The sequence below is a fragment of the Actinacidiphila bryophytorum genome, assembly GCF_016916835.1.
Taxonomy (GTDB): domain Bacteria; phylum Actinomycetota; class Actinomycetes; order Streptomycetales; family Streptomycetaceae; genus Actinacidiphila; species Actinacidiphila bryophytorum.
On sequence record NZ_JAFFIX010000019.1, the window covers coordinates 22370 to 44880 of the forward strand.

General features: G+C 72.4%; 22 protein-coding genes. 12 read left to right on the plus strand and 10 right to left on the minus strand.

Translation table 11 applies throughout. The features are described 5' to 3' along the window. Window positions 1-163: 163 nt before the first annotated feature. Complete coding sequence (lysS, locus tag JT723_RS24390) at window positions 164-1888, plus strand: lysine--tRNA ligase (protein ID WP_205046922.1); 1725 nt, start codon at window positions 164-166, stop codon at window positions 1886-1888. Between the two features lie 178 nt (window positions 1889-2066). Then, window positions 2067-3371, plus strand: coding sequence for a hypothetical protein (locus JT723_RS24395; protein WP_205046923.1), 1305 nt, complete (start codon window positions 2067-2069; stop codon window positions 3369-3371). A 93-nt stretch (window positions 3372-3464) separates the two neighbouring features. On the opposite strand, the gene JT723_RS24400 is transcribed toward JT723_RS24395, so the two are convergent. The 3 genes from JT723_RS24400 to JT723_RS24410 form a co-directional block, all read right to left on the minus strand. Continuing rightward, window positions 3465-5036 (minus strand): DUF2637 domain-containing protein, encoded by a 1572-nt coding sequence (locus JT723_RS24400; protein ID WP_205046924.1) that lies wholly within the window; start codon window positions 5034-5036, stop codon window positions 3465-3467. A gap of 203 nt (window positions 5037-5239) precedes the next feature. Next, complete coding sequence (locus tag JT723_RS24405) at window positions 5240-5938, minus strand: DUF3558 domain-containing protein (RefSeq protein ID WP_205046925.1); 699 nt, start codon at window positions 5936-5938, stop codon at window positions 5240-5242. Between the two features lie 109 nt (window positions 5939-6047). Then, on the minus strand, window positions 6048-6803 hold the full coding sequence (locus tag JT723_RS24410) for a hypothetical protein (RefSeq protein WP_205046926.1): 756 nt from the start codon (window positions 6801-6803) through the stop codon (window positions 6048-6050). Between the two features lie 311 nt (window positions 6804-7114). Between JT723_RS24410 and JT723_RS24415 the strand changes: the two genes are divergently transcribed. Continuing rightward, window positions 7115-8308, plus strand: a complete 1194-nt coding sequence (locus JT723_RS24415; protein ID WP_205046927.1) for an RtcB family protein — start codon at window positions 7115-7117, stop codon at window positions 8306-8308. A 132-nt stretch (window positions 8309-8440) separates the two neighbouring features. After that, window positions 8441-9628 carry a polysaccharide lyase family 7 protein gene (locus JT723_RS24420; protein ID WP_205046928.1) on the plus strand — a complete coding sequence of 396 codons (1188 nt, stop codon included), beginning with the start codon at window positions 8441-8443 and terminating at the stop codon, window positions 9626-9628. Between the two features lie 53 nt (window positions 9629-9681). Here the strand turns inward: JT723_RS24420 and JT723_RS24425 are convergent, their stop codons facing one another. From JT723_RS24425 to JT723_RS24445, 5 genes are all read right to left on the minus strand, one after another. Then, entirely contained in the window at window positions 9682-10161 is a 480-nt protein-coding gene (locus JT723_RS24425; RefSeq protein ID WP_205046929.1) for a phospholipase, read from the minus strand. A gap of 227 nt (window positions 10162-10388) precedes the next feature. Then, complete coding sequence (locus tag JT723_RS24430) at window positions 10389-11153, minus strand: SDR family NAD(P)-dependent oxidoreductase (protein WP_205046930.1); 765 nt, start codon at window positions 11151-11153, stop codon at window positions 10389-10391. A gap of 146 nt (window positions 11154-11299) precedes the next feature. After that, window positions 11300-11755 (minus strand): hypothetical protein, encoded by a 456-nt coding sequence (locus tag JT723_RS24435; RefSeq protein ID WP_240166123.1) that lies wholly within the window; start codon window positions 11753-11755, stop codon window positions 11300-11302. A 69-nt stretch (window positions 11756-11824) separates the two neighbouring features. Continuing rightward, window positions 11825-12679 (minus strand): bifunctional 5,10-methylenetetrahydrofolate dehydrogenase/5,10-methenyltetrahydrofolate cyclohydrolase, encoded by an 855-nt coding sequence (locus JT723_RS24440; RefSeq protein ID WP_205046931.1) that lies wholly within the window; start codon window positions 12677-12679, stop codon window positions 11825-11827. A 340-nt stretch (window positions 12680-13019) separates the two neighbouring features. Next, a complete protein-coding gene (locus JT723_RS24445) occupies window positions 13020-13658 on the minus strand; it encodes a cyclodeaminase/cyclohydrolase family protein (protein WP_265934402.1) in 639 nt (212 codons plus the stop codon). A gap of 147 nt (window positions 13659-13805) precedes the next feature. Between JT723_RS24445 and JT723_RS24450 the strand changes: the two genes are divergently transcribed. The 3 genes from JT723_RS24450 (at window position 13806) to JT723_RS24460 (ending at window position 15819) form a co-directional block, all read left to right on the plus strand. Continuing rightward, window positions 13806-14372 (plus strand): dihydrofolate reductase family protein, encoded by a 567-nt coding sequence (locus tag JT723_RS24450; RefSeq protein WP_205046932.1) that lies wholly within the window; start codon window positions 13806-13808, stop codon window positions 14370-14372. 203 nt (window positions 14373-14575) lie between these two features. After that, entirely contained in the window at window positions 14576-15388 is an 813-nt protein-coding gene (locus JT723_RS24455) for an SCO2400 family protein (protein ID WP_205046933.1), read from the plus strand. Between the two features lie 122 nt (window positions 15389-15510). Beyond that, the gene (locus tag JT723_RS24460) at window positions 15511-15819 is read left to right on the plus strand and encodes a DUF8825 domain-containing protein (protein ID WP_307794073.1); all 309 of its coding nucleotides are present in this window, start codon (window positions 15511-15513) and stop codon (window positions 15817-15819) included. Here the strand turns inward: JT723_RS24460 and JT723_RS24465 are convergent. Both JT723_RS24465 and JT723_RS24470 read right to left on the minus strand, forming a co-directional pair. Further along, the gene (locus JT723_RS24465; RefSeq protein WP_205046934.1) at window positions 15806-16714 is read right to left on the minus strand and encodes a LysR family transcriptional regulator; all 909 of its coding nucleotides are present in this window, start codon (window positions 16712-16714) and stop codon (window positions 15806-15808) included. The genes JT723_RS24460 and JT723_RS24465 overlap by 14 nt on opposite strands. Window positions 16715-16750: 36 nt before the next feature. Continuing rightward, window positions 16751-17179, minus strand: coding sequence for a hypothetical protein (locus tag JT723_RS24470; protein ID WP_078582806.1), 429 nt, complete (start codon window positions 17177-17179; stop codon window positions 16751-16753). 397 nt (window positions 17180-17576) lie between these two features. Here JT723_RS24470 and hemL point away from each other — a divergent pair, with 397 nt between their 5' ends. From hemL to JT723_RS24495, 5 genes are all read left to right on the plus strand, one after another. Then, the gene (hemL, locus tag JT723_RS24475) at window positions 17577-18884 is read left to right on the plus strand and encodes a glutamate-1-semialdehyde 2,1-aminomutase (protein ID WP_205046935.1); all 1308 of its coding nucleotides are present in this window, start codon (window positions 17577-17579) and stop codon (window positions 18882-18884) included. Continuing rightward, window positions 18881-19555, plus strand: coding sequence for a histidine phosphatase family protein (locus JT723_RS24480; protein ID WP_205046936.1), 675 nt, complete (start codon window positions 18881-18883; stop codon window positions 19553-19555). The genes hemL and JT723_RS24480 overlap by 4 nt, the downstream gene beginning before the upstream one ends. A 162-nt stretch (window positions 19556-19717) precedes the next feature. Then, window positions 19718-21001: a polysaccharide deacetylase family protein gene (locus JT723_RS24485; protein WP_205046937.1), complete on the plus strand. Its 1284-nt coding sequence runs from the start codon at window positions 19718-19720 to the stop codon at window positions 20999-21001. Between the two features lie 117 nt (window positions 21002-21118). Beyond that, the gene (locus JT723_RS24490) at window positions 21119-21730 is read left to right on the plus strand and encodes a TlpA family protein disulfide reductase (protein ID WP_205046938.1); all 612 of its coding nucleotides are present in this window, start codon (window positions 21119-21121) and stop codon (window positions 21728-21730) included. Window positions 21731-21749: 19 nt separating this feature from the next. Then, on the plus strand, window positions 21750-22508 hold the full coding sequence (locus JT723_RS24495; protein WP_205047027.1) for a cytochrome c biogenesis CcdA family protein: 759 nt from the start codon (window positions 21750-21752) through the stop codon (window positions 22506-22508). Window positions 22509-22511 lie beyond the last annotated feature (3 nt).

The following is a 22511-nucleotide window of genomic DNA, read 5'->3' on the forward strand; positions in this document are numbered from 1 at the left end:
TCCAGTCTCCCATGCGCGAGGCGATCGGCGAGCGGGTTATCCACAGGGCGGCGTACCGCGTGGAGTTGTCCACAGGGGTGGCGGGGCGGAGGGTGCGGGTCTGGGAGACTGGAGCGGTCGGGGCGCCCCAGGAGCGGCCCCCGCAGACCAGGAAGGAAGAGCCGTGGCTGGCAGCACCGAGACCGACTGGGTCTCCCGTTTCGCGGACGACGTCATCGCCGAGTCGGAGCGCCGCGCACCCGGGAAACCCGTTGTCGTCGCGTCCGGGCTCAGCCCCTCAGGACCGATCCACCTGGGCAACCTGCGCGAGGTCATGACCCCGCACCTGGTCGCCGACGAGATCAGGCGGCGCGGCCATGAGGTGCGGCACCTGATCTCCTGGGACGACTACGACCGCTACCGCAAGGTCCCGAACGGTGTCGCGGGCGTCGACGCCTCATGGGCCGAGCACATCGGCAAGCCGCTGACGTCGGTGCCCGCACCGGCCGGCTCCCCGCACCCGAACTGGGCCGAGCACTTCAAGGCGCAGATGGCGGCGGCGCTGGCCGACCTGGGCGTCGAGTACGACGGCATCAGCCAGACCGCGCAGTACACGGCGGGCACCTACCGCGACCAGGTGCTGCACGCCATGCGGCACCGCGCCGAGATCGACGCGATCCTGGCGCAGTACCGCACGAAGAAGGCGCCGGCCAAGCAGTCGCAGAAGCCGGTCGACGAGGCGGAGCTGGCAGCCGAGCAGGGCTCGGGCGCGGCCGAGGAGGACGACGGCAGCGGCAGCGGGGCCGAGTACTTCCCGTACAAGCCCTACTGCGGGCAGTGCGGCAAGGACCTCACCACCGTCACCGCCTACGACGACGAGACGACCGAGCTGACGTACACCTGCGCGTGCGGGCACGGCGAGACGGTACTGCTCAGCGAGTTCAACCGCGGCAAGCTGGTCTGGAAGGTCGACTGGCCGATGCGCTGGGCCTACGAGGGCGTCGTCTTCGAGCCGTCCGGCGTCGACCACTCCTCACCCGGGTCGTCCTTCCAGGTCGGCGGGCAGATCGTCGGGCCGATCTTCGGCGGCAGGCAGCCCATCGGGCCGATGTACGCCTTCGTCGGGATCTCCGGCATGGCCAAGATGTCCTCGTCCAAGGGCGGGGTGCCGGTGCCCGCCGACGCGCTGCAGATCATGGAGCCGCAGATTTTGCGCTGGCTCTACGCCCGCCGCCGCCCCAACCAGTCCTTCAAGATCGCCTTCGACCAGGAGATCCAGCGGCTCTACGACGAGTGGGACGCGCTGACCCGCAAGGTCGAGGACGGCACCGCGCTGCCCGGCGACGTCGCCGCCTACGCCCGCGCCGCCGGCACCGCGGCAGGCGAGCTGCCGCGCACCCCGAGGCCGCTTCCCTACCGGACGCTGGCCTCGGTCGCCGACATCACCGCGGGCGCCGAGCAGCAGACGCTGCGCATCCTCTCCGAGCTGGAGCCCGACCGGCCGCTGGCCTCGCTGGACGAGGTGCGGCCGCGGCTGGACCGGGCGGAGCACTGGATCTCCAGCCAGGTGCCCGCAGAGCAGCGGACCGTGGTGCGGGCCGAGCCCGACACCGAGCGGCTCGCCGCACTGGACGACGCCGAGCGGGGCGCGTTGAAGCTGCTGGTCGACGGGCTCGGCTCGCACTGGTCGCTCGACGGCCTGACCACCCTGGTCTACGCGGTGCCGAAGGTGCAGGCCGGGCTCGCGCCCGATGCCAAGCCTACGCCCGAGCTGAAGGTCGCCCAGCGGTCCTTCTTCGCGCTGCTCTACGAGCTGCTGGTCGGCCGGGACACCGGCCCCCGGCTGCCCACCCTGCTGCTCGCGGTCGGCCAGGACCGGGTGCGCACCCTGCTGGGCGCCGGCGGCTGAACCTGCTCTCCGGGCGGCCCTGTTCCGGCAGGGCCGCCCGGATGACGAAACCCCCTGCCACCCGGGCAGGGTGGGCGGGCCGTCAGGGTGAGATAGGAGCGGCGCGGGCGTCGGGCCTGGCCGGCGGTGGGATCCATAGCTTCCCGCCAGCAGCCGGACCCGATGGGAGCCCCGCCGTATGCCCCGCCTCGCCGCGTGTTTCGCCGCGTCCCTCACCACAGCCGCCGTCCTGGCGGCCCCCGCCGTCCTCGCTCCCGCCACCGCGTCCGCGGCGGTCGTGCACCAGCGGGTCACCGCGGCCGACCTGGGGCCGCAAGGCCCCTGGCTCCGCCTCCAGGACGACCCGTCCAACGCCGGGCGCCCCAACGGTGTGCAGGAGGTCGCGCCCTTCGCCGACCCGGTCCGCTTCAACGGCAGCCTCCACCTGTCGGTCGCCGGCGCCGCCCAGGCCCAGCAGGCCCAGGCCGCCCACTACTTCAACCGGGTCGCCACCTTCGGCGCGATCGGCGCGAACCCGCTGTCGTACGACATGTACGTCCGCGGCTGGACCAGCACCCCGTCGGCCGTCGCCTTCGGGGCGAACCTCCAGCTGCCCGGCTTCTGCCAGGGCGCCTTCACCACCCTCAGCTTCCAGCCGCAGCTGGCCACCGACGCGCAGGGCCGCACCGGTGCCGTCGCCGACACCTGGCGGCACTTCGACGCGGGCGGCGCCGCCCTGTGGCGCACCTCGCGGGCGGTCGGCACGTTCGCCGCCGGCAGCGACCACCCCTTCAGCGACTACGCCGCCGCCTGCAACGCCACCGGTGACGGGGCGATCGGCGTGATCGCCAACGTCGGCCGGCTCGGCGACGCGAGCGCGAGCCTCGACACGTACGTGGACAACCTCACGGTCAACGGCACCGTCTACGACTTCGCCGTCGCCAGGACCGCGACCGGACGCGTCGACCTCACGCCCACCGCGCCCGGCGACCCGGGCGGCCCTGGCACGTGGAGCGCCGACGGCGCCTCGTCCGCCGCCCCGTCCGCACAGGCCGCCGCCTCGCCCGCCCAGGCCGCCCAGACCTCACCGGCCGACGGTGTCGCGCCGGCCGCGCTCAAGGGCGGCAACGGCGGTGGCGGCGGCGCGGCCTGTTCCGCCGAGGGCACCATCACCTTCACCAGCCCGGCCGACGGCCCCTTCTACAGCTCTGTCGGCACCCGCCTGACGCTGTCCCGCAAGGGCGGCCTGACCCCCGACGACGTCACCCTGACCGCCAACGGCGAGCCGGTCTCGCTCGCCGAAGGCCCCGGCGGCACCCTCGTCGCCACGGTCACCCCTCCGACCGTCGTCGACCTCGGCCCCGGCGGCACCTACCGCACGACCGTCGCCCTGACCTGCAACCAGCCGGCCGCAGGCCCGGTGTCGGTCGCCGCGGAACTGCTGGCGCAGGGCTACGAGCCGCTCCAGCCGACCGGCGTCGTCGCCACGGCGGGCCGCAGGTAGTCCTGCCCGCAGACACAACGGATCGGCCCGGGTGGACGGTGAGTCCACCCGGGCCGTTCGCCTGTCCTCTGTCTTGTGTCCGCGTAAGTGTCTCTACGGGATGTGCTCGGTGTCCGCCTCGGACTGGAAGCGGTAGCGCATGTCGCGGATCGAGGCGACCAGGTGGCGCTCCTCGGGCGCGGTGCCGCCGTAAAGGCTCGGCAGGTAGCGGGCGAACTGCCGGGCGTTCGGGAAGTGGCCCTGCTCGCGCACGTACTGGCGGTAGGCGGCGAAGTAGGCCTCCTCCACCGAGACCCCGTCGGGGATGTCGAGTCCCGGCTCGGGCACCGGCTCCGGCTCGGCCGCGGGCACGGCCACCGGCTCCTGCACGTCCTGCCGGACCGCGGCCGGGACCTCCTCGGCCCGCGGACCCGGGATCGTCCGGGTGCCGCCGTTCAGCCCGTTCGCCCCGTTGACCGCTGCCGCCGCGGCGCCGCCCAGCGGGCGGGTGCGGTTGGGTCCTGCCGGGACCCGTACCTGTCCCGCGGGCTCCGGCTCGGGCTGCGGCTGCTGCTGGGGCTGGAGCTGCTGGGCCTGCTGCTCGGCGAAAGCTTCCTGCTGCTGGTACTGCTCGTACTGCTGGGCCTGGAACTGCTGCTCCTGGATGTAGCCCTGCTGGGCCGCGAACCAGGGGCTGTTGTGCGGGGCGCCCTGCCACTGCTGCGCCTGCTGCTGCAACTGCTGCTGGTCGTAGGCGTACCGGGGGTCGTAGCGCGGGTCGTACCTGGGGTCGAAGTGCGGGTCGTAGCGCGGGTCGTACTGGTGCCCGTAGACCTGCTCCGCGTACAGCGGCTCCGGCACGTCCTCGGGCTCCGCTGCCTGGGCCGCCGCCTCGGCCGCTGAGGGCTGTGCACCTTCGCCGGCGGACTGCTGTGCGGCCTGCGCCGCCGGCTCGGCCGCCGCCGGTGCCGCCGTCAACTCCTTGGCGGGCGTGTGCGGTTCGATGCCGGCCGCGGCGAGCCCGGCGTCCGCGGTCTCGGTCAGCGGTACCCCGTACTTCGCCAGTCGCAGCGGCATGATCGCCTCGACCGGGGCCTTGCGCCGCCACGCGACGCCGTAGCGCGCCCGCAGCCTGGCCCGGTAGACCAGCCGGTCCTGCTCGCGCCTGATGACCTCCTCGTAGGAGCGCAGCTCCCACAGCTTCATCCGCCGCCACAGCCGGAAGGTCGGGAAGGGTGCGAGCAGCCAGCGGGTGAAGCGCACACCCTCCATGTGCTTGTCGGCGGTGATGTCCGCGACCCGGCCGATCGCGTGCCGTGCGGCCTCCACCGACACCACGAACAGCACCGGGATGATCGCGTGCATGCCCACACCCAGCGGGTCGGGCCAGGCCGCGGCGCCGTTGAAGGCGATCGTCGCCCCGGTCAGCAGCCACGCCGTCTGCCGCAGCAGCGGGAAGGGGATGCGCAGCCACGTCAGCAGCAGGTCGAGGGCGAGCAGGACGACGATGCCCGCGTCGACGCCGATCGGGAAGACGTTGGCGAACCAGCCGAAGCCCTTGTCGAGGGCGAGGGTGCGCACGGCGGCATAGGATCCGGCGAAACCGATCCCGGCGATGATCACTGCGCCGGCGACGACCACCCCGACCAATATCCGGTGTGTCCGGGTCAAACGTATCGCGGCCACCCGCGACCCCTCCTGCCGCTCGGCAACTGGCCGCCCCAGACTGCCATACGCCAACGACGCTCCGGTGGCCACTCCGGCGGACAAACGTACGGATTGCTGATGGATTACGGACGGGCGGGGCAGCGTTTGTTACGTGTTCGCCGCCGCCGCGGCCCTCGGCCGGGCCGGAGCCGCCGGGCCGCCGCCGGGCAGCCGCCGGGCCGTCAGCTGTTGGCGCCGACGACGGCCAGGACCGCGTCCTTCGCCGCCCGCTCCGCACCGGAGACCACGGTCGCCGCCGACGGGTTCTTCTTGCCCTCCAGCCCGGCGCCGTTGTACTCGACGATCACCACGACGTTGCCGACCCGCGCCACGACCGTGTCGTTCTGCGAGGTCACCTTCGAGACCGTGGCCTTCGCCGCGACCGAACTCGCCTGGTCGCCGAGCTTGGCCACCGCCGCGGTCGTCGCGCCCGGCGCCTTGCCCAGCTGCGCGACCTGGTCGGCGTACCGGTCCTTGGCCTGCTGCTCGGCCGACGCGGTCGGTGTCGAGGTGAAGCGCTGCAAGGTCACCGACAGCCAGCGGTACTGGTAGCCGTCGGAGCCGTTGCCCGTCCACGAGCAGCCCGCCCGCGCCGAGATGTCCTGGGACATCGCCGGGGTGCCCGCCGCCGACTTCACCTTCGGCACCAGTGCGGCCACCGTCGACTTGCCGACCGTGACGCAGCCCTCGGGGAGCGTGCCGTACTTCGCGGGGGCGAGCGCCGGGGTCGTCGGCGTACCGCTGCCCGCCGTACTGCCGCCGGACTTGCCGGAGTCCGAGCCGCCGCCCGAGGAGCAGCCGGCGAGCAGCATCGCCGGGACCGCCGCCGCGCAGGCGAGCAGCAGGGCCGGCCGCGGTGCGGTGCGTCGTGGTCGTTCCATGGGTCCAAGTCCTCGTGTGTCTGCCCTGGGCTCCCCGCTGCCGCGGGGCAGGTGCCGGTCGGCCCTCCACCCTAAGGGGTGCGCGGCGGGTGCCCGTGCCGCGTACCGCTCAGCCCTCGACCCGGTGCTCCAGCTGCCCGGCCACCTTCTCGGCGCCGCTTTGCAGGTCAGCGCTCTGTGGTGGCGTGGCGGAAGCGGGCGAGGACTGCGTGTAGTGGATGCTCACCACGACGTTGGCGGTGCGGAAGACCAGCGTCACCACACGGCGTGCGGTGCCCTTCGAGGTCACGGGCACGTCGTTGATGAATGCGGCGTTCCCCACATCCGTCAGCCGCCGCGGCGCAAGGTCCTGGCTGCTGCCGCCGGAACCCGACGGCGGGGTCCCGCCGTCCGCGCTGCCCGTCGGCGTCCCCGTCGGCGACGTGGTGGTCGCGCCGGGCAGCGGCAGTGGGGGGATCGACGCGGCGTCCGCCAGGTCGTCGAAGTCCGACTTCGCCTCGACCTCGTCGCTGACCGCCGGGTCGTAGGACACGACCCGCTCCATGTCGACGGCCAGGGTGCGGCTCGTGCCGTCCGGCGCCGCCGCCTTCCAGCTGCACCCGACCCTGCGGTCGGTGTCGTACGTCAGCGCCTCGGTGCCCGAGTAGTCGGCGGCGCCGGGCACCAGGGCCTTGAGGGTGTCCAGGTCCACCGCTGCGCACGGCTGCGGCAGCGTCTTGTACTTGCCGGGCGGTGCGGGGGAGATGCTGCCGCCGTAGGGCAGCTGCGCGGACTTGCCGTCATTCGCCGTGCCGCCGCTGCCGCTGCCCGTGCAGGCGGCGAGCGCGCCGACCGCAAGCGCCAGCACAGTTGCGCCGAACGCCACCTGCGGCCTTCGCATCGACCGCGCTGGGCGGAGCCCTTGCCTCACGTGCCGCCTCTCGATCGGAATGCGCCCGGAATGCGGCGGATTCAGCCGTACGGCGTATGCCGGGTGACCCCGCTGCGGTAATTCCTTGGCGCGCATGAGCGAACCCTGGACACAATGTCTACCGCACGCCGCGCAGAAACCGCCCGTTGGGGTGGGTTTATCGGGTGACGCGTTGCCATATTCGACGAATCCGGCGATTGTGCCGTTTCGTCGCCTTCTTTCCGTTTCTTTGCGTGTCCCACACGCCGATGCCCGGGGGGGCAGCCATGTCGTACACAGAAGTGCCCGGAGCCCGGGTCTCGATCCGCATGTGGACCGACCCGTCCACCGTCGACGACGGCGCGATGCAGCAGCTCCGCAACGTCGCCACGCTGCCCTGGATCAAGGGCCTCGCCGTGATGCCCGACGTCCACTACGGCAAGGGCGCCACGGTCGGCTCGGTCATCGCCATGCACGGCGCCGTCTGCCCGGCGGCGGTCGGCGTCGACATCGGCTGCGGCATGAGCGCGGTGAAGACCTCCCTGACCGCCAACGACCTCCCCGGCGACCTCTCCCGCCTCCGCACCCGCATCGAACAGTCCATCCCGGTCGGCCGCGGCCTCCACCGCGACCCGGTGACCCCGGCCGACGTGCACGGCATGCCGACCGCGGGCTGGGACGACTTCTGGTCCCGGTTCGAGGGGCTGACCCCGGCGGTGCACTGGCGCGCCGAGCGCGCAGCCCAGCAGATCGGCACCCTGGGGTCGGGCAACCACTTCGTGGAGGTATGCCTGGATGAGTCCGGGAGTGTCTGGTTGATGCTGCATTCGGGCTCGCGGAACATCGGCAAGGAACTGGCCGAGTTCCACATCGGCGAGGCGCAGAAGCTCCCGCACAACCAGGGCCTGGTCGACCGCGACCTCGCGGTCTTCGTCGCGGACACCCCGCAGATGGCCGCCTACCGCAACGACCTGTTCTGGGCGCAGGAGTACGCCAAGCGCAACCGCGCCCTGATGATGGGCCTGCTCCAGGACGTCGTCCGCAAGGAGTTCAAGAAGGCCCGGGTCACCTTCGACCAGGTCATCTCCTGCCACCACAACTACGTGGCGGAAGAGCGCTACGACGGTATGGACCTCCTCGTCACCCGCAAGGGCGCGATCCGGGCGGGCGCGGGCGACTACGGCATCATCCCGGGCTCCATGGGCACCGGTTCGTACATCGTGCGCGGCCTCGGCAACACCGCGGCCTTCAACTCCGCCTCGCACGGGGCCGGGCGCAAGATGAGCCGCGGCGCGGCCAAGCGGCGCTTCACCACCCGCGACCTGGAGGACCAGACCCGCGGTGTCGAGTGCCGCAAGGACTCGGGTGTGGTGGACGAGATCCCGGGCGCGTACAAGCCCATCGAGAAGGTCATCGACCAGCAGCGCGACCTGGTCGAAGTGGTGGCCAAGCTCAAGCAGGTCGTCTGCGTCAAGGGCTGAACGGCGTCCACGGCGGCGGGGCAGGCACAGGCCGGCCCCGCCGCCGGGCGTTGACGGTGGGGTGGGGGCGTGTTATTCAACTGGGGCGCACCCTTTGGACTAGACCACGACTCTAGGCTTGGGGACCCCCACATGAAATGGCGTGTGAAAGTGCTCGCGGCCGTCAGTGCCGCGGGTGTTGCCGGTGCGGTCGGACTGCTGGGCTCTGGCAGTGCTTCGGCTGCCGCTGCCGGGCAGATCACCGGGCTCGGCGGGAAGTGTGTGGACGTGGCTGCCGCGTCGAGTGCCAACGGGACGCATGTGCAGCTCTACGACTGCAACGGGACGGCCGCGCAGAGCTGGACGGTCGGCAACGCCGACAACTCGGTGCGGGCGCTCGGCAAGTGCATGGACGTCACGGCCGCCTCGACGGCCAGCGGCGCCAAGGTGCAGCTGTACGACTGCAACGGCACCGCGGCCCAGCAGTGGACCGCCGGCAACGGCGAGCTGGTCAACACCGGCTCCGGCAAGTGCCTGGACGCGACCGACCAGTCCTCCGCCAACGGCACCCAGCTGCAGATATGGACGTGCACCGGCGCGGCCAACCAGAAGTGGACGCTGCCCGGCGGCTCGACGCCGCCGTCCGGCGGGCTGAACACCGGGGTGGCGCCCGGCGGCAACTTCAACCTGTCGGTGTGGGAGCTGCAGGAGCCGGTGGGCTCGCCCGGTTCGCCCACCACGATCTCGTCGTCGCGGCTGCAGGGCGCCGGCGGCTACCAGGACTCGTACTTCTACACCGACGGGTCGGACGGCGCCATGACCTTCTGGGCGCCGGAGAAGGGCGTCACGACGCCGAACTCCAACTACGCACGCTCCGAGCTGCGCGAGATGAACACCAACGGCAGCGCCGCCGACTGGTCGCTGGCCGGCACCCACCGGATGAACGCGACGCTGCGGGTGGTCTCGGTGACCTCCAACGTGTGCGTCGGGCAGATCCACCTCGGCTCCGGCGGCACCTCGACCAAGCCGCTGATCGAGCTGTACTACCACTCCAACGGCGACATCGTCGCGGGCGTGGAGAACTCGCCGTCCGGCGGCCAGACCACGCACACCGTCGGGCACGTCGCCGTCGGCACGACGTGGACCTACACGATCGGCGTGTCCGGCGGGAACACCATCGACCTGACGGTCAACGGAAGCACGACGCACTACGCCATCCCGTCGTCCTTCAACCCCTACAAGCAGTACTTCAAGGCCGGTTCCTACAACCAGTCGTCGTCCGACAGCACCACCAAGGGCGCGCGCGTCGCCTTCTACGCGCTCACCGTCGCGCACAGCTGAGGCGGCAGGACGGACCGGCGGGCGGGGGCAGCGGCCCCCGCCCGCCGGGCGGTTCAGGCGGCCTGCCGGGCCGGCGCAGCCGAGCCGAAGATGTCCACCGCGTGGTAGTAGGTCCACGCGGTGGAGTCGCACGCGGTCTTCGTCGCGCCCGAGTAGCCGGCGCAGACCCGCTTGAGGTCGGCGTAGAGCATGTCGTCCAGCCGGGCCTTGTTGGCGGTGAAGGTGCCGGCCTTCTTGTAGTTGCGGTAGCCGAAGTCGTGCCGGGCGCAGGCGGTCTTGAAGGGGAAGCCGAACGGGTTGTCGGGGGAGTCCGAGCAGTAGTCGGTCGACCAGTCGAAGCCGTAGGCGGACCAGGCGGCCTGGTTGTTGCGGGCGGCCAGCCAGGCGTTGTAGCTGGACGCGCTGGTCTGCGTCCAGCTGCTGAGCACCTGCGCCTTGTCGGCGGGCGCGGCGCCCGCGGGCGTGGCCACGGCGAGCAGGGCGGGCAGCGACAGGGCGGCCGCGGCGAACGGGAGTGCCAGGCGGATGCGCATGAGGGGACCTCCGGGCGTGCGTGGGCCGGGCCGCGGCCGCAGGGGCGGGCCGGGGCCGGTCCACGAGGACGGGAACGGGCCGTACGGGGTGTTGCGGGGCGTACGGGGTCGTACGGGTCTACGCGCGAAGACCTGACGCGGACATGGTTCCCGGGTGCGGCGCGCCGCTAACCCCCGCAACAACGGAAGTTGACGGTGTGCCAGGAGTTCACCCGCAGGTGTGACGGTTACTGCTCGCGGTGCACCTTGTAGTTGGACGCCTGGGCGCGCGGGCGCAGCACCAGCAGGTCCACGTTCACATGGGCCGGGCGGGTCACGGCCCACGCCACGGTGTCGGCGACGTCGTCCGCGGTCAGCGGCTCGGCCACCCCGGCGTACACCGCCTCGGCGCGGCTCGCGTCGCCGCGGAAGCGGGTGAGGGCGAACTCGTCGGTCTTGACCATGCCGGGGGCGATCTCGATGATCCGCACCGGGTGGCCGTTCAGCTCCAGCCGCAGCGTCTCGGCGATGACGTGCGCGCCGTGCTTGGCGGCCACGTAACCGCCGCCGCCCTCGTACGTCGCCAGGCCCGCGGTCGAGGACAGGACGACGATCGTGCCGTCGCCCGACGAGCTGAGCGCGGGCAGCAGGGCCTGCGTGACGTTGAGCACACCGAGCACGTTCACCTCGAACATCGCCCGCCAGTCCGCCGGGTCGGCGGTGGCGACCGGGTCGGTGCCGAGCGCGCCGCCCGCGTTGTTGACCAGCACATGCACCGGCGGGTACGCGTCGAGGCCGGCCGCGAAGGCGTCCACTGCGGCCCTGTCGGTCACGTCCAGGGCGTACACGGCGACGCTGCGACCGTCGGCGGCCAGCTCCTTGGCCAGCGCGTCCAGCTTCTCCGCGCGGCGGGCGGTGAGCACGACGTGGAAGCCGGCCTCGGCGAGCCTGCGGGCGGTCGCGGCGCCGATACCGCTGCTCGCGCCGGTGACCACTGCGGTACGGGTGCTCATGTCGTGCTGCCTCTCGGGCTCCGGGGGTGCTGCGCTGCGTTCCTCCGCAGCATATGCGGCGGCCTGCGCGGTCCGTACGGCCGTACGCCGGTGGGCGTCCAGGTGGGCGTCCAGGTGGGCGTCCAGGCGGGGGTCCAGGCGGGCGGTCAGGCCGCGGACAGCGCCCGCAGCACCACCCGCTGGTCGAACGCCAGCAGAGCGACGGTGGCCGCGCACATGGCCGCGGCCACCGCGACATGGGCGGGGGCCGACATCGCCTGCATCCCTATCGCGTGCATCGCCAGGTGCATGCCGGCCCGCAGGGCGATCAGGCCGACCGCGATCTTGCGGGTGCGCTTGCTCTTGAGCATGGCCTTGGCCATCTTGAGCCGGCCGCGCATGACCGTGCGGGCCAGCACGATGTTCACCGCGGCGGCAGCGACCACGAACACCCAGGCGTGCGGGGCGGACTTGATGATGTCGTACGACGCGCCGATCACACCCTCGAAGGCGAAGAACCACACCGGGACGGGACGGAAGCCGGCCGAACCGCCCTCAGCGGTGCCCTTGCCGGCCGGGGCGTCGAGGCTGTCGGAGGTGCGCACTGCGTCGGTGATTGCCATGGCATGAGCATCACCGCCGGAGAGGGGAGGACGGCAGAGCCGTCCGTCCGTACTCACCCATGACAGATGTCACTGGCCCCCGGCCGCCGCCCGCTGCGCCGCCAGCGCGGTGTGCCGCAGCAGCAGCGCGGTCGTGACCGGGCCGACTCCGCCCGGCACCGGGGACAGGGCGGCGGCCCGCCCGGCCACCGACTCCGCGTCCACGTCACCGGTCAGCCCGCCGTCCTCCGTGGCATTCGTGCCGACGTCCACGACGACCGAGCCGGGTGCCAGGTGCTCGCCCCTGATCAGCCCGGGCCTGCCCGCCGCGGCCACCACGATGTCCGCGGTGCGCGTCGCCGCGGCCAGGTCCGCGGTACGCGAATGGCACACGGTGACCGTCGCGTCCCGGTCCAGCAGCAGGTGCGCGAGCGGCTTGCCGACGACCGTGGAGCGGCCGACGACCGCGACCGAACGCCCGGCAAGGGCGATGCCGTGCGCGTCCAGCAGGCTGACCACGGCCTCCGCGGTCGCCGGGGCGAAGGCCGGCAGGCCCGCGGCCAGCCGGCCCAGGCTCAGCGGGTTCGCGCCGTCCACGTCCTTCTCCGGGGCGATGGCCCCCGCCAGGTCGGCGGCGGACGCGCCGGGCGGCAGCGGCGTCTGCAGGATCACCCCGTGCACGGTGGGGTCGGCGCTCAGCGCCAGCAGCTCCTGGCGGATCGCCGCGGGGGCGGCGTCGGGCGGGAGTCTCACGGTCGTGCAGTCGATCCCCACCTTTTCCGCGGCGCGGGTGATGGAGCGTACGTACCAGGCCGTGCTCTCGTCGTCGGTGGCGACGACCACCACGAGCCGCACGCGCCCGACCGCCTCCGCCACGTCCCGCGCTTCCGCGCGCAACTCCGCGGCCCGCGCGCCCCCACCCAGCTCCACCGTCTCGTACCCCACGCCGACTCCTCTCCTCCCCCGGAGGGGGTGCCACTTGCAGTGGCGTTGCTTTCTTTCCCCCGACCGGGGGCTGGGCGCGCAGTTCCCCGCGCCCCTGAGGTCCTGCCCCTTGCGGTGCGTTGCCTGCCTGCGGCGGGGGGTGGTCGCTCCGTTCTCCCCCAGAGGGGGTACCCCCACGCGCCCCTGGTGGTTGCCCCCTTCCCGCAGGGTGGGCGTTCCTTGGCCTGCGCAGGGTGAGCGTTTTCAAGGGGCGCGGGGAACTGCGCGCCCAGCCCCCACCGGGCCGGAGGCAAGCAGCGCCACTGCAAGTGGCAATCGCCTGGGGCGGACGGAGCGGCCGTCAACCCTGGAGGGATTGGCGGACCGCCGAGGTCAGGGCGGCGGCTCGGGCCGCGAGGGGGTCGACGTCGGAGGTGGCGGCGGTGAGGGCCGCCCGGGTGGCCGGGGACTTGATCCCGGCGAGATTGATCTCGACGTTGACCCGGGCGGTCGTGGCCGCGGCCCTGGCCGCCTCCGCGGCGGCGGCGACGTCCGTCACGACGTTGGGGTTCCCGATGGGAAGCAGCTCCTCCGCGAGGGCGATGATCCGCCGGGCGACCCCGATGACGTCGGCGGGCGGCCTGGCGGCCCCGGCCAGCGCCGCGGCGATGGCAGCGGACCTGGCCGCCTTCTCCCCGTCGCCCCCGCGCGGCAGCGCGTACGCATCGGTGACCGCCGTGAAGGCGGCCGCGTCGGCCGCGGCGAGGTCGAGCGCGGCGCCCCGCAGCTCGTCGCTCTCGGCGGTGATCCGCGCGACGGCTTCCGCCTGGGCGGCGTACTTCTCGCCGGTGGTGTAGCGGGCGACCATGCCGAGCAGTGCGGCGCCCTGGGCCGCGTGCAGCGCGGCGGCGGCCCCGCCGCCGGGTGCGGGCAACCGGGCGGCGAGCCGGTCCAGGTAGCCGCCGACCGTCTCGTCCTGGATCCGCGCCTGATCGTGCACCCGTGCCGCCCTCTCGTGCCGCCGAACCGGATGCGCACGAGCCTATCGTGCGCGCCGAATGCGCTGGTGACGGCCCGTTGTCGTACCTGCGCGGCACAATTCGGTGGACGGGCCGGGAGAGCGCGGGAGAGAGAGGAGCACACCGCCGTGCGAAAGATCGTGTTGATGATGTCGGTATCGCTGGACGGTTTCATGGAGGGGCCGAACCGGGAGATCGACTGGCACCTCGTGGACGACGAACTGCACAACTACTTCAACGCGCACCTGCGCACGATGGGCGCATTTCTCGACGGGCGCGTCACATACGAACTCATGGCCGAATTCTGGCCGACCGCGGACGAGGACGCGTCGAATCCCGAGCCGGTCAAGGAATTCGCCCGTATCTGGCGGGAGATGCCCAAGATCGTCTACTCGCGGACCCTGGAGCAGGCCGGGTGGAACACGACGGTCGTGCGCGAGGTCGTCCCGGCGGAGGTGGCGGCGCTCAAGGCGCAGCCGGGCGGCGATCTGGCCCTGGGCGGCGCCGACTTGGCCGCGGCCTTCGCCGCGCACGACCTCATCGACGAGTACCGGATCTACGTGCACCCGGTGCTGCTCGGCTCGGGCAAGCGGCTCTTTCCCGAGGCCGCGGACCGTACGGCGCTGCACCTGGCGGAGAGCCGTACGTTCGGCAACGGCGTCGTGCTGCTGCGGTACGAGCGCGACCGCGGCTGAGCGGGAGAGCCGGACGACCGCGAAGACCCGGGATAGCGCCCGCCGGGTGCCTCGCTTCATGCGCTTGGCGCCGACTTCGCCGGAATTGGGAAGGCCGATCTTTTCGAAAGCCTCACAACTGCCCCGCAGGGCCTTCGGCCCGTGCTGTTAGCGTTTTGCGGTCAGCCGGCCTGCAGCAGCACAGAAAGCCATAAGCCGAAAAAATGGACTACTGCTACCAATGCCGTCGCACCCTCAACGGGGCGCTGGTGTGCCCGGGTTGCGGTGCTTACGCCCCGGACATCGCGCCGCCCGCTGAGGCGTATCGGCCGCCGTATTACGGCGGTGAGCCGATATCGGCGATGCCGTCGGCGCAGTTGATGCCCGACCCGCCGCTGCCGGAGGCACTGCCGGAACTGCTGTCGTCCGGTGCGCACGGCCCGGACCCCGAGCCGGCGGTGGACTTCGTGCCGTCGGGGCCGCGCCCCGGCGGGCGTGCCGCCCGCCGCCAGCAGCAGGCGCGCTGGCGCAAGAACCGGCGCAGGGCCGCGGCGGCGACCGCTGTGGCCCTCGCGGGCGGCGGTCTGACGATCGCGGCGACGTCGACCGGTGGTTCCGACGGGCGCTCGGCCGCCGCGGCGACCCCGGACCTGCCGGTGGGCGACACGCTGCCGGATGCGACGACCTCAGCCGCGACCTCGGCCACCATCCCCTCGGCGCCGGCCCCGCGGACCACCGCGGGCACCCCGGCCCCGCCGCACCCCGCGGCCACGACCCCGCCGTCGGGCACCCGCTCGGTGCCGGTCGTGCCGCGTACCGCGGCCCCGAACACGGCCGCGTCCCGGCAGCCGATGACCCAGTCGGTCACGACGCAGGCCCCGGTGACGCCGTCGCCCACCTCGACGGCCCAGACGCCGGTGACCCAGCCGACGACGACGCCTTCGCAGCCGCCCGCGACGACCGCCCCGGCGCAGCCGCCGGCCACGTCGGACCCGCAGCCGCCGCGCCAGGTCTGCATCCTGCTGATCTGCCTGTGACCCGCCGCTGACGCCTGCGCGGGGGAGGCGTCAGCGGTGCGGACCGCCCGAGAACGACACGCGGCGGTCCGGCCCGCCCGGGGTCTCGTACATACGTTCGAACGTATGCGAGAATCCGGAGCATGCACCACCACACCTTCCCCGCCGACCTCGTCCAGGCGCAGCGCGACTGGTACGCCACGTATCGCCAACTGGCCGGCGCCGCCGGCTCCCAGACCACCGTGCTGCGCCGCCGCCTGGTGCGGCTCTCGGTCCAGGTCACCGCACATCCGTACTGGGCGACGGTGCCCCACAGTGCGCCCGCGGCCCGGATGCAGCTCAAGGCGCTCGCCTGGGACGACGAGGCGGGCGACAGATCCGGCGACGGTGCCGAGGAGCACGGCCCGCAGGCGCGGACAGGTGCCGGCCCCGCGAGCGCTACGGCCGGGTGAAGGCCCTCCGGCAGTGCGCGACCAGCTCGCGCACCGCCGGCGGGTGCGTACCGCGCCAGACCAGTGCCAGCAGCGCCGGGATGTCCACGTCGGCGATCGGGCGGGCGGCCGGCAGGTCCCGGTGGCGGGGCGCCGTCGACTCGCTCAGCACCCCGACGCCGAGCCCGCGTGCGGCCAGGCCGGCGATCGCGTCGGGGGCGCTGGCCTGCAGCGCGATCACCGGGTCGAGCCGCTGCTCGGCGCAGGCCTGGTCCAGGACGCCGCGCAGGCCGGTGCCGCGGGGCATGCACACCAGCGGGTGTCCTGCGACCTCCCGCAGCGTGACCGGGTCCGCCCCGCCGTCGGAGTCCGCCCCGCCGGGCCCTGCCAGCGGGTGCCCGGCGGGCACGACGGCGACCAGCCGCTCGCTGACGACGGTGAAGGCGTCGAGCCCGCCGGGTGTGCCGCCCGCGCAGCCGATCAGCGCCAGGTCGACGGCGCCGTCCCGTACGCCGTCGGCCAGTTGCTCCGAGGCGTCCTCGACCAGGGTGATCTCCACTCCGGGGTGGGCCTGGTGGAAGGCGGCGAGCGCGTCGAAGAGCGGGGTGACCGTGCATCCGACGACCATGCCGACGACGACCTGCCCGCGGATGACGTCGGTGACCTCGCCGACGGCCTGCCCGACCGCATGCGCGGCGGCCAGCGCGGCCCTGGCGTGTTCGAGTGCGGCCTTGCCCGCGACGGTCAGCCGGGCGGTGCGGCCCGAGCGGTCGAAGAGTTCCGCGCCCAACTCCCGCTCCAGCTGCCGAATCTGGGAGCTGACCCCGGACTGGCTGATGTGGACGCGCTCGGCGGCCCGGGTGAAGTTGCGCTCCTCGGCGACCGCGACGAAGTATTCGAGCTGCCTGAGGTCCATGACCGCGAGGCTACCCAGCCCGCGGCGCCCGGGGACTCAGGGCCAGACGAGGCAGTACAGCTGGTGTCCCGACTCCTGGCAGCGGCGGGCGAAGTCCTGCCATTCGTGGAGCATCTGGTAGATGACGAACGCGTCGCGCGGGCCGCGCCGGTCGGGGACGGTCGACCATATGAAGGCGGCGGCGCCGAGGGACTCCTCGTTGGCGTTGCGCAGCGGTTCCACGACGGACGCGGGCAGCCGGACGACGGCGTAGTCCGGGTGCAGGACGACGAGTTCGAGCGGCGGGACCTTGGCCGGGGGTATGCCCTCGATGCCGGTGAGGACCATCGCGGCCATCGTCTCCGGCTTGACCTTGGTGTACAGGCCCTGGCCGAGTTCGTCGCCGCCGAGTTCCTCCGGGCGCATCGAGATCGGGACGCGGGCCGCGGTGGCACCGTCGGGCGCACCGAAGTACTTGTAGGTCACCCCCACTCGGCCACCCCTGCTCCTGCCCTCTGCGGTCGATCGGCGTTCGTTCGTGTCGCGCTGTCCGCGGTCCCCGCGATCTCCGCGGCGATCGCGTGGTTCTCGGTGTTGCTGTTGCTCGTGGTGTTCTTGATCGCGTGGTTCTGGACTGCTCGGCTCTGCGGTGTGTCGATTCTGCGAGTTCTGCGAGTTCTGCGGGGTGCGGCGGCGCTTGCCGGTCGGGCGGGCGTCGTCGGGTTCGGGTACGTGTTCTCCCGGTCCCTCGCCCGGACCGCCACCCGTCTGCTGCATTCCACTACCCGACCATCTGCCGCCCCAACCATGCAACCCGATCATCGTCTCAGATGCACGGTTGAGACGTTGTGGCGCAACGCCCGGGGTTTGAGAGCATGTGTCTGTGAGCTATCCCTACGAAGCACCAGTGTCCCAGGAACTGTTCGACCGCGCGGCGGCCGTGACCCCAGGAGGCGTGAACTCTCCGGTGCGGGCCTTCCGTGCCGTGGGCGGTACGCCCCGCTTCATGGTGTCCGGTACCGGTCCGTACCTGACCGACGCCGACGGCCGCGAGTACGTGGACCTGGTCTGCTCGTGGGGACCGATGATCCTCGGCCACGCGCACCCCGAGGTGATCGCCGCCGTCCAGGCCGCTGTGACCCGCGGCACGTCCTTCGGCACGCCCAGCGAGGGCGAGGTCGCGCTGGCCGAGGAGATGGTGGCCAGGGTCGAACCGCTGGACCAGGTGCGGCTGGTGTCGTCCGGCACCGAGGCGACGATGTCCGCGATCCGGCTGGCCCGCGGCTTCACCGGGCGCGCGAAGGTGGTCAAGTTCGCGGGGTGCTACCACGGTCATGTGGACGCGCTGCTGGCCGCCGCCGGTTCCGGTGTGGCCACCTTCGGGCTGCCCGACACCCCGGGCGTGACCGGTGCGCAGACCGGCGAGACGATCGTGCTGCCGTACAACGACCTGGACGCCGTACGGGCCGCGTTCGCCGCGAACCCCGGGCAGATCGCCTGTGTCATCACCGAGGCGTCGCCCGGCAACATGGGCGTCGTACCGCCCCGCGACGGCTTCAACGCGGGCTTGAAGGAGCTGTGCGCGGCCGACGGCGCCCTCTATGTCTCCGACGAGGTCATGACCGGCTTCCGGGTCAGCAGGGCCGGCTGGTACGGGCTCGACGGCGTCCGCCCCGACCTGATGACCTTCGGCAAGGTCATGGGCGGCGGCTTCCCCGCCGCGGCCTTCGGCGGCCGGGCCGACGTCATGGCCCAGCTCGCCCCGGTCGGCCCGGTCTACCAGGCCGGCACCCTGTCCGGTAACCCGGTGGCGACCGCGGCGGGCCTGGCGCAGCTGCGGCTGCTGGACGACGCGGCCTACCGGGCGGTGGACGCGGCCTCCGCGGAGATCCGCGGGCTGGTGACGGCGGCGCTGAGCAAGGAGGGGGTCGCGCACCGGCTGCAGACGGCGGGCAGTATGTTCTCCGTCTTCTTCACGGACGAGGAGGTCCGTGACTTCGAGGCGGCCAAGCGCCAGGAGGCGTACCGCTTCACCCCGTTCTTCCACTCGATGCTGGCGCAGGGCGTGTACGTGCCCCCGTCGGCGTTCGAGTCCTGGTTCGTGTCGACCGCACACGACGAGCGGGCCGTGGAGCGTATCGCTGCCGCGCTGCCCGCCGCCGCACGTGCCGCAGCGGAGGCCCACGCATGAGTTCCCCCACGTCCGCCGGCGACGAGTTGACCGTGGTGCACGTGGTGCGGCACGGCGAGGTCCACAACCCCGACGGCGTCCTGTACGGCCGCGCGCCCGGCTACCACCTGTCGGAGCTCGGCCGGAAGATGGCCGACCGGGTCGCCGAGCACCTGGCCGGGCGGGACGTCACCTACGTGGTGGCCTCGCCGCTGGAGCGCGCCCAGGAGACGGCGACGCCGATCGCGAAGGCGCACGGCCTCGACCTGGCCGCCGACCGGCGGCTCATCGAGGCGGCCAACATCTTCGAGGGCAAGACCTTCGGCGTCGGCGACGGCGCGCTGCGCAAGCCGGCGAACTGGAAGTACCTGACCAACCCCTTCCGGCCGAGCTGGGGCGAGCCGTACGTCGACCAGGTCGTGCGGATGACCGCGGCGCTCGGTGCGGCGCGGGACGCGGCCCGCGGGCACGAGGCGGTGTGCGTCAGCCACCAGCTGCCCATCTGGGTGGTGCGCTCCTTCGCCGAGCGGCGCAGGCTGTGGCACGACCCGCGCCGCCGCCAGTGCACGCTGGCGAGCGTGACGAGTTTCACCTACCGCGGCGACGAGATCGTCTCGGTCGGCTACTCGGAGCCCGCCATCGACCTGGTGCCCCCGCACCTGCGCGGCGCCAAGGGTCCCAAGGGTGCCTGACGCCCCCCCCACGCGGGCGAAAGAGGGAGAGCCACGTGGGGGATATTCGGGTGATTTGACCAAAATCATATAATCCGCGAGGAACGTGTGGACGTCATGGTGGGCGTCCGCACTTCCGCCCGCCTCAGCTGCAGGACATGCACGCCGAGAGTGGGGAATCGCATGAGTGGGATGAGCCGGAGGAGCCTGCTGACGACAACCGCTGGGGTGGCGGCCGGGGTGGCCGTCGCAGGGTGCGGGACGGGGAAGGGGGGCCGGGGAGCGGAGCGTACGGGGGAGCCGTCGGGGGCCAGCGGGGCGCACGCCCCGGCCAAGACCGTCACCCTGATCGGCGACGGGTCCACCGCCCACACCGGCGACCAGCCCAACCAGCCCGCCGTCGACCGGCTGGAGCCCGGCCAGACCCCGCCGCAGTTCGTGATCTTCTCCTGGGACGGCGCCGGCGAGGTCGGCAACGGCCTCTTCCCCCGCTTCCGCAAGCTCGCCGCCGACCACGGCGTGTCCATGACCTTCTTCCTGAGCGGGCTCTACCTGCTGCCCGAGGACAAGAAGCTGGAGTACGCCCCGCCCAACAGCCCGCTCGGCGCCTCCGACATCGGCTACCTCGCCGACGACCACCTGCGGATGACGCTGGACAACGTCCGGCAGGCCTGGCAGGAGGGCCACGAGATCGGCACCCACTTCAACGGCCACTTCTGCACCGGCGCGGGAAGCGTAGGACGCTGGACCCCGGCGGACTGGAAGAGCGAGATCGACCAGGCCAAGACCTTCGTGACCACCTGGAAGACCCAGACCGGCTGGCACGAGGAGGACCCGCTGCCCTTCGACTACGAGACGGAGCTGATCGGCGGCCGCACCCCGTGCCTGCTCGGCCAGAACCAGTGGCTGCCGACCGCGAGCGCCCTGGGCTTCCGCTACGACGCCAGCTCGCCGGGCGGGAACCAGGTCTGGCCGTCGAAGAAGATGGGCGTGTGGGACCTGCCGCTGCAGCTGATCCCCTTCCCCGGGCACACCTTCGAGGTGCTGTCCATGGACTACAACATGCTGGCCAACCAGTCGCACGCCGCCACCAGCAGCGACCCGCGCAACTACCCGTACTGGCGCGAGCAGGCCGCCCAGTCCTACATCGCCGGCTTCGAGCGGGCCTACCAGACCAACCGGGCACCCTTCTACATCGGCAACCACTTCGAGGAGTGGAACGGCGGGATCTACATGGACGCCGTCGAGGACGCGTTCAAGTACATCGCCGCCGCCGGGCACGACGACGTCCGCATGGTGTCCTTCCGGCAGTTCGTGGACTGGCTGGACGCGCAGGACCCGGCGGTGCTCGACCGGCTGCGCACCCTGGAGGTCGGCCAGGCGCCCTCGCAGGGCTGGAAGGACTTCATGACGGCGCCGGCGCCGGTGCCCGCGGAGACCGCACCGTCGGCCGCCGCCGTCGCCTGAGGCCGCCCACCCCGCCGCCGGCACCATCATCTGGTCCTTACTTGGGGCGATTGCCGCTTTTGGTGCCGGTGTCGGGGGTGTGGAAGATCGCCCGAAGGCCCATGCGAAACTTTTCACATGAGTCCTACGCGCGCTCTTCGACGCCGCCCGCTGCGCAGTGCCCTGGCACTGGCCGGAGCCGCCGTCGTGGCGCTGACGCTCGCCGCCTGCTCGTCGTCCTCGACCGGTTCGAACTCGGGCAGCTCCAACTTCGTCAGCGGCAGCGGTGAGATCACCGTCCTCAAGCCCGCCGACCGCAAGCCCGCACCCGACCTGTCGGGCAAGACCATCGCCGGCGGGCAGGACAGCCTGGCCGCGTACAAGGGCAAGGTCGTCGTCGTCAACATCTGGGGCTCGTGGTGCGGCCCCTGCCGGGCCGAGGCCCCGCACCTGGCCTCCGTCGCCGCCGCCGACCAGGCCAAGGGCGTGCAGTTCCTGGGCATCAACACCCGGGACCTGACCGCCTCGAACGCCACCAGCTTCGCCAAGCGCTTCGGGATCACCTACCCGAACCTCTTCGACCCTTACGGCAAGCTGATCCTGCGCTTCCCCAAGGGCAGCCTCAACCCGCAGAGCCTGCCCGCCACGCTGGTCATCGACCGGCAGGGCCGGCTCGCCGCCCGGGCGCTCAAGCCGCTCGGCCTGGACGACCTGAACCAGCTGATCGACCCGATCGCCGCGGAGAAGTGACGTGGGCGGCACGGGTGCGCTGACCGTCCTGGCGGCCGACCAGAACCAGACGGTGCTGACCGGGGCGCTGCTGGCCGCGATCCCGATCGCGATGTTCGCCGGCCTGGTCTCGTTCTTCTCGCCCTGCGTCCTGCCGCTCGTCCCCGGCTACCTGTCCTACGTCACCGGCATGACCGGCACCGACCTGGCCGAGGCCAGGCGGGGCAGGATGCTCGCCGGCGCGTCGCTGTTCGTCCTCGGTTTCAGCGCCGTCTTCGTCTCCGGCGGCGCCCTCTTCGGCAACTTCGGGCAGACGCTGCTGGTGCACAAGGACGTCCTGACGAAGGTCTTCGGGGCGCTGACCATCGTGCTGGGCCTGGCCTTCATGGGCTTCGTCGGCGGCATGACCCAGCGCGAGTTCCGCTTCCACACCAGGCCCGCGGTGGGCCTGGCAGGGGCGCCGCTGCTCGGCGTGCTGTTCGGGCTCGGCTGGACGCCCTGCGTCGGCCCCACCCTGGGCGCCGTCAACTTCCTGGCCTTCAACGACGCGAGCGCCGGCCGCGGTGCGCTGCTGATGACGTTCTACTGCGCGGGCCTCGGCGTGCCCTTCATCGTGGCGGCCATAGCTTTCCGCCGTACGCTGGGCGCCTTCGCCTGGGTCAAGCGCCACTACGCGTGGGTCGTACGGATCGGCGGAGGCATGCTCGTGGCGGTCGGCGTCCTGCTGGTCACCGGAGTGTGGGATCACATCACCTACCAGATGCAGATCTGGTCTGGCAGCTTCACCACAGGGGTCTGAACC